We start from the raw sequence: 12,037 nt of genomic DNA on the forward strand, positions 1-12,037 counted from the left end.
GCCAGCTTGCCATCAGCACTGACGGCTACTGCATTTACTGAGTTGCTGTGACCAGTGAGTGTAAACTGTTGCTTTCCGGTAGTTAAATCCCAGACTTTGAGGGTGTTGTCCGATGCACCAGAAATTGCCAGCTTGCCATCAGCACTGACGGCTACTGCATTTACTGAGTTGCTGTGACCAGTGAGTGTAAACTGTTGCTTTCCAGTGGTTAAATCCCAGACTTTTAAGGTGTTGTCTGCTGAACCAGAAATTGCCCACTTGCCATCAACAGTGATGGCTACTGCATTTACTAAGTTGCTGTGACCAGAGAGTATAAACTGTTGCTTTCCGGTAGTTAAATCCCAGACTTTTAGGGGGTTGCCTGCTGAAGAAGAAATTGCCCGCTTGCCATCCGCAGTGACAGCGACTCCATTTACCAAGTAGCCATAACCTTTGAGAGTAAAGAGTTGCTTTCCCGTGGTTAAATCCCAGACTTTCAGGGTGTTGTCTGCTGAAGCAGAAATTGCCCGTTTGCCATCCGCAGTTACTGCTACCGAATTTACCAAGTAGCTATGAGCTTTAAGAGTAATGTGTTCGTTTCTCGTGGTTAAATCCCAGACTTTGAGGGTGGCATCCCGTGAACCAGAAATTGCCCGCTTGCCATCAGCGGTGACAGCGACTGTATTTACCCAGTTGCGATGACCTTCGAGAGTAAATTCTTCTTTTCCAGTTATTAAATCCCAGACTTTGAGGGTGTTGTCGAAAGAACCAGAAATTGCCCGCTTGCCATCCGCAGTGATGGCGACTGCATATACTAAATCGCTATGACCTTTGAGAGTAAATAATTTCTTATTTACCGAGTAACTGTGACCTTCAAGAGTAAATTCTTTTTTTCCACTGGTTAAATCCCAGACTTTGAGAGTATTGTCCTTTGAACCAGAAATTGCCAGCTTGCCATCCGCAGTGATGGCGACTGCATATACAGAGTTGTTATGACCTTTGAGAGTAAATTCTTCTTTTCTCGTAGTTAAATTCCAGACTTTGAGTGTTTTGTCTCCTGAACCAGAAATTGCCCGCTTGCCATCCGCAGTTACTGCTACTGCACCTACCCAGTAACTGTGACCTTTGAGAGTAAATTCTTCTTTTCCAGTGGTTAAATCCCAGACTTTGAGGGTGTTGTCTGCTGAACCAGAAATTGCCCGCTTACCATCCGCAGTTATTGCTACTGCGTATACAGAGTTGTTATGACCTTCAAGAGTAAATTCTTCTTTTCCCGTAGTTAAATTCCAAACTTTGAGTGTTTTGTCTGCTGAACCAGAAATTGCCTGCTTGCCATCAGCACTGACTGCTACCGCATTTATCAAGTTGCTGTGGCCTGTGAGAGTAAACTGTTCATTTCCAGTGGTTAAATCCCCGACTTTGAGCTTGTCTGCTGAACCGGAAATTACCCGCTTGCCATCAGCACTGACGGCTACTGCATTTACTGAGTTGCTGTGACCAGAGAGGGTGCGTAGTAGTCCCCTGCGAGGGGGAGTTAAACAAGGTGTCAAAGGACGCAACCAAGGTGATGCTTTCCACTGCTTCGCTACTTCCAGCATTGCCTGAATTTCGGGCATTTCAAAGTACAGTAAGCGCCCTAACAATTGTTCCGCCAGTTTGCTTTTATCTTGCTCCAAAATCTCGGCTGACATCCACAGTACCGCTTGAATCAAGTTCAGGGATTTCACTTTTTCTGGGTTGTACTCTGGGTGAGTTACTGCTTCTGAAGCGTCAACCAAATCGAAATCATCCATCAGTGCCTGCATCCCAAATTCAGGATGCTGAATCTTTGCCATCAGAAAGTTAAAATCAGTCAGTTTTTGAGAATATTTTTCTAAATTACCTGACTTGACATAATTTGGCAGTAAGCTGCCCAGATAAGCACGTTGATAGGAAAGGGGTTTAGCCGCTAACTTTTCAGCAAATTCTCCCATCTCACTCCATCCCCATTTCTAGATACTCAGCAATCCGTTGATTTACTTCTTTAAAAATCTTCCGCTTTGAATCCATCTCCCGTTTGCCTTTCAGAAAGTCAAGGAAACTAGCATGATAGATGGTGTAGCAGATTTCTCCCTCTACATTCTGCTTTTTCAAATACTCAACCCACTTATCTTCTAAAACCTTTCCCACATCGCATTCATCCACCTTGGCAATTCCAGCAATCATCTCGCAGGGAATCGGCGTGCCAATCTCTAGTAAAATATACAAGACATTCTCCATCAATTGCCCTGGCTTAGCTTCCATACCCATCTTTACCCAATGGCTTTGATAATACTCTAGCAACCCGTCTGGCAATTGCTTTAAACTCAAGTCATTGTAAACGCCTTTAGCAATTGCCGGCAAAACATACCGCAAATACATAAAATTCTTTTCGCTCTTGTTGGCAACTTGATCGACAAAAGTTTTATCGGGAATGTTGCGGGATTGAATCCAGTTTCTCAGTCCATTTTTATGGTCAGAATCGGTATTGATAACAAAGAGAATATATTCTTTGATATCCTCCTGATTGAAATTAGCATACTGGCTATCTCTTAAATCTAACTCTTCTTCGGGAACATCTACTAACAATCGCTTTTTATCGAGGCTATAGGGTCGCCTAGTCAGCAGAAAATATACGTTAGTGGGCAGATTCTTCGGTAAATGTAAAAGATTTCCTCCCGGTTCTTGTTCTACTTCATCCAGTGCATCAACTGCAATTACCAAACGATCGCCCGCCGTGAGTTTTCCCGCCACCTGTGCCAGTAAAGTTGGTAAATCGGCGTCTTCTGATTTTGGCAATTGATAGCGGTCAATTAATTGGCGGCGAATGCTCTTCAAAAACAATTCTGGTCTGTTGCGACGTTCGACGAGAATATTGAAATAGCAGGGAGATTTATGTTCCCAGACGTATTTGGCAACGATCGAACTTTTGCCCATTCCTGCATCCCCGACGATCGTAAAATAACCGTGAGGGTTTGCGTTCATAAATTGCTCAAAAGTCTCAAAAACAAATTGGCGTCCGCAAAACCTCCGAATTTTTTCTTCTATTAACGATATAAATTCTTCAGGGTAGGGGGCAACTACTGGTTGTGATGGTTGATAATACTTCTGTTTTAATTTAGTATGCAGAATCCTCGACTTACCTGCACCTTGGTGGTTATCAAGTTCTGGAAAACTGGCTGAAAACTTCCTGTAAATCTCTCCCATCCGTTGTTTTACAGTAGGTTCTGATATGCTTAATGTTAATGAAAGCTCTGTCTGATTTAGGGGTACTCTTTCACGAGAGAAGAGTGCTAATAATGTTTCTGTTTGTTCCATAGATAATTCATGTCTCCCAGATTCGCCTGTAAGGAATTCTTGCCAATCCATCTAGGTTAACCCCCAATATAACTTTATTACAACTTACGCACTGTCATGCACTTAAATCATCCTGAGCCTTGCCAAGGAGCTGTGAGACGGCTGGGATGCTTCGCAGTCCTGAGCCTTGCGAAGGATAGGGACTTTGCATGACAGTAGTTTAATTATACCTTGAGTATACTTTCATTATACCGATCTCTAATAGACCTAACTTTATACCTCTGGTCAACTTCACTTAATTAAAGTGATGCCATGATTTGATCAGAACACAGACAAGCAGTTATTGATAAACAAGAGAGGTCAGTCAAATGAATTTTAAATTATTCGGAAACTCGCACGGTGACGAAGATTTTAGCGAAATCGATGAAATAGGCAAAATAGGTATAAAACTTATTGGCAAAATTGCCGATGAGCTAAGTTATACCCGCACGTCTGCCGGTCGAAACTGTCTGTTAATTGTCAAATATTTTCAGCCCGGTATAGTACCACCCCAACCTAGCACTCAAGCTGGTTTTTTTAAGCGTGCGATCGACGTTTTACATAGCTTTAACTGGCTTCAAGAGCAACGAACTCCCCAATCCGATCGCAGTTCTCACCAGCCAATCCGCAAGATTAAAATTCAAGTAATTAGCGATCTCAAGGCTGTTACTCAAGTCCTGTGGTGGGTTGAGCAGTTAGAGCCTCTACCCATTCCCGAAGCAGTTTTGCAGCTTTGTAAACTTGCTGCGATCGAGGGTTTTGCCCATGCTGTGCGCCACGCCCACACAAATCTGTCAGTGGAAACTCCGAAAATCGAGCTGGCGATCTCAGTTTTTAACGAACGCCTAGAGATCGAAATATGGGATTGGGGAAAGCCTTTTGACCTCAAGACTAAGCTGAAAGAAGAATTGCCAGAAAAAAATCTGTTTAGTTGGAACGACCTGGGCTTTACTCTTCACTAAAGCTGTTCTGAAATTGCCAGTTGTCCATTGACAATAGGAAGAAAATTTTTTGTGATGACTACTGATACTACTCCCAAGATTCTCGTTGTGGATGATGACCGATCCATCCGCACTCTAGTTCATCGCTTTTTAAATCAGAAATATCAAGTAGATTCGGCAGCAGATGGCGAGACGGCTTTAGAATTATTTGAGAAATTAAAGCCACTGCTAGTCGTTCTCGATTGGAATTTACCAGATACTACGGGTTATCACCTCTGCCAGGAAATGCAGCGCCGTACTAATGTTTTTGTGATCATGCTAAGCAGCCGCACAGACGAAGCTGATAAACTTAAAGTCCTGGCGGCAGGTGCTGATGACTATATCTGCAAACCCTTTGGTTTGGCGGAGTTGGCAATTCGTATAGAAGTTGTGTTGAGACGGATGAGGCCTGTGACTCCATCACGTATTGTATTCGATCAATTTGCGATCGATTCAGCACGTCGGGAAGCAACGCTCAACGATCGCATTATCAAGTTAACAGCCTTGGAATTTAAGATATTGTATTTTTTGGCAAGTCATTCTCGTCAATCTTGGAGTCGCCAACAGCTAATCGAAAAAATCTGGGGGTGGAACTGCAACGACACAGGAGAAGAGAACGTTGTTAGCGTACATATCGGCCAGATTCGCAAGAAAATGATTCAAGTTGATGCTAATGCGTCGCAGTTTATTAAAACAATTCGGGGTTACGGTTACAGATTCGAGCCGCCCGTTAGCGAAGCCCTCGAAGAGGATCGCACTACAATGGCAATTTCCTAAGCTCATCGGCATAAACCACTTGATTTTCTGACAAACCTAGCCTCTAGATATGGGTTCCCAGGCACAGCCTGGGAACCAGCTAAGATATCTTAGTTCTTAGCCGCCCCAAACCTTCTTCAAAACATCTTGAGGAGAGATGTCTGCCATTTTGCCAGTAGGAGATTTAATGCCCAAAAATCGATCGCTCTTTGGCAGCAATTTCGCCGGTTCAGTCGGCCCAAACAAAGCTATTGTATAAGTTTGAACCGCCACAGCTAAGTGCATCGGCGCACTGTCAGTACATATCATCAAATTAGCAGCAGCAATTGTCGCCGCCAACTTGCCGACATCATCCGGCGAGATAACTTTTACATTCGGACATGACTCGACTAACTTTGTCACGAAGTCTGCATCTTCTGGGCCTTTCACAACAACAACGGGCAAATTCGGCTGCCGCTGCTGACAATCTTCAATTATTTGCTTCCACTTGTCTGTAGGGTAAATTTTGTCAATACCTTTAGACACAGCTAATTGACTGGAACCGCCGTGAATTAGAATGTAGCCGCTTTCTTTTACGCCCAACCGCTGCTGTTCGGCTTCCGCCCACTGAATGTCCTGTTTTGGTACATTAATTGCGATCGCCGGACAAGGATTTGTAATGTTAAATCCTTGCAGCAAATCGTGGTACATTGAAGCGGCGTACTGTTCAGTTTTCAGCGGTACAGCAGCGGTGAGAAATCGAGCACCGTTGGTTCCAGAATAGCCAACTCTCTGCGGAATGCCGGTCAGCCACAGCAGCAGCCCTACAGTCCACCGCTGGCCTAGGGAAATCACTGCTTCGTATTCGCGATCGCGAATTACGCCCAGTAAATTGCCCAAATCTGCCATAGCGTTGCGGTCTTTGAAATTGTACGTCAAGACTTCTTTGACGGATTTGCAGACTCGGTAAGCACCCTTTGCCCTCGGTTCCACGATGACATCAATTTGCGCGTCGGGATAGGACTGCTTGAGGTCATCAAGAGTGGGGAAAAATAAAATTTGGTCGCCAATCCCGCCAGGGACAAGTGCTAGTATTCGCATCATAAACGATCGGGCTATTATTGATCGAGGTAGCTCTCAGAGATCGGCTCTCAACTATCAGCTTATAGTATTTCTAGACCTTAAAAGCTACTGGCTGACAGCTAAACAACTGACTCAAAAGTACAGGACGCTCTTATTATATATATCTAGTTGGGTTAAAAACGGTTAGTAAATGCACTTATTAATTCCTGCAGCGGGTTCGGGGCGACGGATGGGGAGTCAGCGGAACAAACTGCTGCTGACTTTGCTGGGAAAACCTTTGCTGAGTTGGACTTTGGCTGCTGCTGAAGCTTCGCAGCACATTAGCTGGATTGGCATCATGGGCCAGCCAGACGATTTTCCTGATTTTAAAGCAATTCTGAGTGATTTATCTTTGGTCAAGCCCGTGGAACTGATTCAAGGTGGCGCGACCAGGCAAGAGTCAGTTTACAACGGTTTGCAGGCTTTGCCGCCGTCGTGCGATCGAGTGTTGATTCACGACGGCGCGAGGTGTTTGGCAACTGCTGAATTGTTCGATCGATCGGCACAGGTCCTCTTGAGCTGTCCGGGCTTGATTGTCGCCGTCCCGGTCAAGGATACGATTAAGGTCGTAGATGAGCGTCGGATCGTGCGAGACACCCCAGAAAGAAGCAATTTGTGGGCAGCCCAGACTCCCCAAGGATTTGAAGTACAATTATTGAAAAAGTGTCACGAAGAAGGGCGAGAGAAGGGTTGGGAAGTTACCGATGATGCGGCTTTGTTTGAAAAATGCGGTTTGCCAGTGCGAATTGTTGAGGGAGAAGAGACGAATTTGAAAGTCACAACACCTGTTGATTTAGCACTAGCTGAATTTATTTTGCGGCAGAGAACAGAGCAGAGTAAATAGAATTTGTTGACTATTTTTAAGAACGAGCAAGATGCCCGTTCCTTCCACAATCAATAATTTGTTATTTGTGGAACATGCATCTTGCCTGTTCCTTATGTTATCTTAGAAATCTCATAGCTGGAAGTAAACATATGATTTCTGTTGCGCCGATCGCACCACCGTTACCCATAGGCGAACAGCGAGTGGTGTTTAGAAATATTACTTGGCAGGGTTATCAACAACTGCTACAGATTTTGGGCGATAAACGAGCGGCTACATTGATATTCGACCGAGGGATTTTAGAAATTACCATGCCTTTAGAAGAACACGAATTTTCGGCACGCTTAATCGAACGACTGATTATTATTTTGGCTGTAGAGTTAGGTTTAAAAATCAAAACAATGGGTTCGACAACCCTCGACCGATCGGACTTAGAGCGCGGTGCAGAACCAGATAATGCCTATTACATCCAAAATCAGCCCCTCGTAGCCGGTCGTACAGTAGATTTAGCCACAGATCCGCCACCCGATTTAGTCGTAGAAATAGATATCACCCATACTGATATTAACAAGCCTGCTCTCTATGCCAGTATGGGAGTACCGGAGTTTTGGCGGTACGATGGTAGAGAATGGCGAATTTATAAGCTGGAGAACGATGAGTATTTGGAAGTATCGGTCAGCCCCACTTTTGCGATACTTCCCAAGTCCAAGCTCTACGAATTTTTGGCAGCAGCGCAGCTAGATGAGGTAGAAGCAGAGGTGAATTTACGCAACTGGGTGAGAGAGATGACGAAATCTAACTAGGGAATTGGGCATTAGCGATCGCCAGATTACGAGCTTCATCATACCGTATTTTCAAGAGAGAAGTTTCCTGTTTCGTTAGTAAGGGCTTGCTGTTGGTCTGACAATAATTTCGCTAACATCAACATCGTCAGGTTGTTCGATCGCAAATACAATCGACCGCGCGACCGCAGCAGCAGGAATAGCTACTTTGCGAAATTCTTGCATTCCCGATTTTGCAGCTTCATCAGTGATGCTCTCGGCTAACTCAGACTCCGTTACTCCAGGAGAAATCACCGTCACCCGAATGTCGCCCCCAACTTCTTGTCTCAAGCCTTCTGAGATGGCTCCAACGGCAAATTTAGTAGCACAGTAAACAGCAGCAGTAGGAGAAACCGCGTGTCCGCCGATCGAGGAAAGATTAATAATCTGACCAGACTTTTGGGCTTTCATCACAGGAAGTGCCGCCGCGATGCCGTACAAAACACCTTTGATATTGACATCAATCATGCGATCCCATTCCTCAACTTTCAGTTGATCGAGTGCGGATAGAGGCATGATGCCAGCATTGTTAATCAGGACATCTACGCGATCGAACTTGCTCTGGGCGAATTGAACGATATCCTCCATTTGACTGCGTTGCGTCACATCAAGAGCCTGGTATTCGACTGTTCCACCCTCCGCACGAATGTCCTTGGCGATCGCTTCTAGGCGATCGGTGCGACGTGCGCCTAAAACCACTTTTGCGCCTTGATGAGCGAGCATACGGGCTGTGGCTTCCCCAATTCCACTACTGGCTCCAGTAATGATGACAACCTTTCCATTTAAGTTCGACATTGAAATCTCCTATTTTTGTGATGTTACTGGAAATTTGTTTTTGTTACGGTGGTGATATAAATGACTTCCATCAGTATTGAAACCTCCTAGCAATGTCAAGGCATTCAGCAGATATTGGGAAGTAGTTTGTTTTTTACAAACTGCTCAAATGTCGTTGGTGTAACCGCTTCATGGGTTCGGGCTGTCGCATAAATTCCGTCAGGATCGCCAAGGGCAATAAACAGCTTCCCTAACTCTTTTTGTACATCAGGTGTTGCTCCGATCGATGCCAGTTGCTGCTGGATAGATTCAATTGTCACTTGCACATATTCTATCGGGCAATCGAGCAATTGTGAAAGAATAGCCGTTGTTTCCAAGATCGTTAAATTTTCTGGCCCCATCAAATTACGAGTCCACTTACCTGCCCAACGATCGTCGAGTAGATATTTTGCAGCCTCATCGCCGATATCGTCACTGCTAATCCACGGAAGATCATGGTCGCTGGCATAGGGGAAGTATACGGTATGGTCTTGCTGAATCAACTTGACTTGACTTAGAAAATTCTCCATAAAATAGCCGGGACGCAGATGCAGTACATTGGCTCCCGTTTGGTTGAAAATCGATTCAACATCACCAACGAATGAGACTGTACCTAAATTTGGTTTTGCACCTGCACCAATGCTAGAAATATTGACGACTCGCTTAATGCCGTTTTCACGCACTGCTGTGGCTCCAGCCATTGCCGTCTGGATGTACCAGTTGGATAAGCTTGGTGTGTCGAGTTTCGGTGGAGTCAGCCAAAACAAAGCATCTGCATTTTGTGTTGCTTCGCTCAATCCTTGAGGATCGTCACTGCTAATTTGCTTCACTGTCGCACCTCGCTCAACTAGATCGGCTAATTTCTCTGGATGTCTTGCCAAAAGAACGGTTTCGGCTCCAGCTTGTATCACTTTCTCGGCGGTGCGCCGTCCAATATTGCCTGATGCGGCTGCAATGACAATTTTCATAGCTTTCCTCTCTTTTATGTATTAGCCTCGGCTGAAAAATTGGCGCAATTTTTGGGTGTCGCCCATTGCATCAATAACGGGGACAGGGTTCCAGTATTCACGGTAGTGAACGATCTTTCCATCCTTGGTTTCTAGTCGCATCACGTAATCTTGTTGATAGTGGCGGCCTGTGGCGACAATCTCGGCTTCTCCATGAACCTCGGCAAGTAAAACATTAGGGTTTGACGTTTGATATTCGCGAACATTCGTGAATACTAAATCTTGCATCTGTGCAACCATCTTTTTCATGTGGTTGTAGATGGCAGATTTGCCTTCAAATCGTTCTGGCGCATTCAGAGCAGCAGCATACGGAAATTCCACAACTGCATCTTCAGCAAATAAATTTATCCAAGCTTCGGTATCCTTGCCAATCAGTGCGAGATGGTCGGTCAAAAGCTGTGTAGTCATATCTTCCTCTTCTATTTCACCTTAAAATTGGATGGCTCTCACTCGAAATCTCCTATTTCTGTCCCTTCTGTTGAGCTTAGTTTGAATTAAACAAACTGACCGCCAGAGACTTCGATTCTCTGTGCATTCACCCATCTGTTTTCTTCGGATAGCAAAGAGGCGATCGCACCGCCAATATCATCAGGAAGACCAACGCGGCCCAAGGCAGTTTGCGAAGCGATAAAGTTGTTAATCTCAGGATTGTCACGCACCGCACCGCCATTAAAATCCGTTTCAATCGCGCCCGGGGCCACCACATTTACGGCAATTTGTCTTGGTCCGAGTTCTTTCGCCATGTATCGGGTCAAAACTTCGATCGCTCCCTTCATGCTTGCATAAGCTGCATAGCCAGGTAGGGTAAAACGAGCAAGTCCAGACGAAATATTGACAATCCTTCCTCCATCATTGATCAAAGGCAGAAGTTTCTGTGTGAGGAAGAAAACGCCCTTTACATGAATATTCATCAAGCGATCGAAATCATCTTCGGTGGTATCAGCAAAAGACGCATGAACTCCAATACCAGCATTATTAACAAGGAAATCAAAATGCTCTGTCTGCCATTTATTTTTGAGTGACTGCTTGACTTGTTCCACAAAACCGTCAAAGGTTTTGGTGTTTGAAGTATCCAGTTGCATGGCAACGGCTTGAGCTCCGATCTCGGCGATCGCAGATACAACGCTTTTGGCTTCTTCATCGCTATTGTAATAAGTCACGATGACATCAACTCCTTTTCTGGCAAGAGTTAAAGCGGTATTTTTGCCAAGTCCTCGGCTCGCCCCTGTTACCAATGCGATTTTTGTCTTGTCTTTCGTCATTGCCTTATCCTTTTACTGTTTCATTCAGATGTGTTCATCCTATGAGTAAAAGCAAGGGTTTTGAATACACAGACCTCGCAATTTATTGCCTAATCCTCCAAAGCAAGATTTTATGAACGGATAAAGATGCTCTATAATGATCGAAAGGGAATGGTTAAATCAATCAAAAAAATAGCATGGCGATTGAAATGCTCAACCAAGTAATAAACCAAAATGCGTTAGCGAAGCCCTCGAAGAGGATCGCTAATCAATGTAAAGAATTGGCGGCATTAGTAACTCGGCACACTGAAGGCAAGGGGAACGGTTTTCATAAAACAGCTATAGATAAGCTGGAATTTACGCGAGAATCTTCAGTTACCGCCGCACTGCACGGTGTCTATCAACCTATTCTCGGCATCATCGTTCAGGGCAAAAAAGAAGCGTTGCTGGGTGAGGAAACCTATCGTTATGGCGCGGCTCAATATCTTGTGATCTCAGTTGATTTGCCACTGAGCGGATTTGTTGTAGAGGCCACTCCAGACAAGCCGTATTTAGGATTCAAGTTGAATTTAGACCCACGCCAACTCTGTGACATTATTACTGCCCAAACCAGTCCAAGCGCCAGTAAGAAAGAGAACTCTGTCAGAGGCTTGTTCGTCAGCACTGCTGATGCACCATTGCTCGATTGCGCCCTTAGATTGACAAGGCTTTTGGATACGCCACAAGATATCCCTATCCTCGCACCGATGATTATCCGCGAAATCTATTATCGTCTTTTAATGGGTGAACAAGGCGAAGCTGTGCGCCAAATTGCAACATCTGGCAGCAATATGCAGCGCATCGCTGAGGTGATCAAACTGATTAAAACTGATTTTGCAAAACCGATGCGGGTTGAGGATTTGGCAGGACAAGCCAATATGTCTCCTTCATCTTTCCATTACCATTTCAAGGAAGTGACATCGATGAGTCCACTTCAATATCAAAAGCAATTAAGACTATTAGAAGCACGTCGCCTGATGCTTGCCGAAAACTCCGATGCGGCAAATGCTGCCTATCAGGTGGGTTATGAAAGCCCCTCACAGTTCAGCCGCGAATATTCTCGTATGTTTGGTGCGCCGCCGATCCGGGATATTGAGCGTTTGCGTACTGCTTGAGCGTCACT

The 12,037-nt window shown here is 44.9% G+C and carries 12 protein-coding genes; 5 read left to right on the top strand and 7 right to left on the bottom strand.

Annotated features, from left to right (window positions below):
• Together QUB37_RS11970 and QUB37_RS11975 are read right to left on the bottom strand one after the other, a co-directional pair.
• Positions 1-1,952: WD40 repeat domain-containing protein (locus QUB37_RS11970; RefSeq protein WP_333162151.1), on the bottom strand; the 1,952-nt coding region annotated here is incomplete at its 3' end.
• 1 nt (position 1,953) lies between these two features.
• Positions 1,954-3,315 carry an NACHT domain-containing protein gene (locus QUB37_RS11975; protein ID WP_333162153.1) on the bottom strand — a complete coding sequence of 454 codons (1,362 nt, stop codon included), beginning with the start codon at positions 3,313-3,315 and terminating at the stop codon, positions 1,954-1,956.
• Positions 3,316-3,662: 347 nt separating this feature from the next.
• On the opposite strand from QUB37_RS11975, the gene QUB37_RS11980 reads away from it, so the two are divergent.
• Positions 3,663-4,295, top strand: coding sequence for an ATP-binding protein (locus QUB37_RS11980; protein ID WP_333162155.1), 633 nt, complete (start codon positions 3,663-3,665; stop codon positions 4,293-4,295).
• 54 nt (positions 4,296-4,349) lie between these two features.
• Positions 4,350-5,090, top strand: coding sequence for a response regulator transcription factor (locus QUB37_RS11985; protein ID WP_333162157.1), 741 nt, complete (start codon positions 4,350-4,352; stop codon positions 5,088-5,090).
• A gap of 96 nt (positions 5,091-5,186) precedes the next feature.
• On the opposite strand, the gene QUB37_RS11990 is transcribed toward QUB37_RS11985, so the two are convergent.
• A complete protein-coding gene (locus QUB37_RS11990) occupies positions 5,187-6,149 on the bottom strand; it encodes a glycosyltransferase family 9 protein (protein ID WP_333162289.1) in 963 nt (320 codons plus the stop codon).
• A gap of 172 nt (positions 6,150-6,321) precedes the next feature.
• On the opposite strand from QUB37_RS11990, the gene ispD reads away from it, so the two are divergent.
• Together ispD and QUB37_RS12000 are read left to right on the top strand one after the other, a co-directional pair.
• The gene (gene ispD, locus QUB37_RS11995) at positions 6,322-7,014 is read left to right on the top strand and encodes a 2-C-methyl-D-erythritol 4-phosphate cytidylyltransferase (protein ID WP_333162159.1); all 693 of its coding nucleotides are present in this window, start codon (positions 6,322-6,324) and stop codon (positions 7,012-7,014) included.
• A gap of 131 nt (positions 7,015-7,145) precedes the next feature.
• Positions 7,146-7,796: a Uma2 family endonuclease gene (locus QUB37_RS12000; RefSeq protein ID WP_333162160.1), complete on the top strand. Its 651-nt coding sequence runs from the start codon at positions 7,146-7,148 to the stop codon at positions 7,794-7,796.
• Positions 7,797-7,871: 75 nt separating this feature from the next.
• Here the strand turns inward: QUB37_RS12000 and QUB37_RS12005 are convergent, their stop codons facing one another.
• The 4 genes from QUB37_RS12005 to QUB37_RS12020 all read right to left on the bottom strand — a co-directional run bounded on the left by QUB37_RS12005 (position 7,872) and on the right by QUB37_RS12020 (position 10,896).
• Entirely contained in the window at positions 7,872-8,609 is a 738-nt protein-coding gene (locus QUB37_RS12005; RefSeq protein ID WP_333162162.1) for an SDR family oxidoreductase, read from the bottom strand.
• Between the two features lie 104 nt (positions 8,610-8,713).
• Positions 8,714-9,595 carry an NmrA family NAD(P)-binding protein gene (locus tag QUB37_RS12010; RefSeq protein ID WP_333162164.1) on the bottom strand — a complete coding sequence of 294 codons (882 nt, stop codon included), beginning with the start codon at positions 9,593-9,595 and terminating at the stop codon, positions 8,714-8,716.
• A 21-nt stretch (positions 9,596-9,616) separates the two neighbouring features.
• Positions 9,617-10,042: a nuclear transport factor 2 family protein gene (locus tag QUB37_RS12015; protein ID WP_333162165.1), complete on the bottom strand. Its 426-nt coding sequence runs from the start codon at positions 10,040-10,042 to the stop codon at positions 9,617-9,619.
• An 86-nt stretch (positions 10,043-10,128) separates the two neighbouring features.
• Positions 10,129-10,896 (bottom strand): SDR family oxidoreductase, encoded by a 768-nt coding sequence (locus tag QUB37_RS12020; protein ID WP_333162166.1) that lies wholly within the window; start codon positions 10,894-10,896, stop codon positions 10,129-10,131.
• Between the two features lie 176 nt (positions 10,897-11,072).
• Between QUB37_RS12020 and QUB37_RS12025 the strand changes: the two genes are divergently transcribed.
• Complete coding sequence (locus QUB37_RS12025; protein ID WP_333162167.1) at positions 11,073-12,029, top strand: AraC family transcriptional regulator; 957 nt, start codon at positions 11,073-11,075, stop codon at positions 12,027-12,029.
• The last annotated feature ends 8 nt before the right edge of the window (positions 12,030-12,037 follow it).

It is taken from the genome of Microcoleus sp. AT3-A2, from assembly GCF_036705685.1.
Classification (GTDB): Bacteria; Cyanobacteriota; Cyanobacteriia; order Cyanobacteriales; family Microcoleaceae; genus Microcoleus.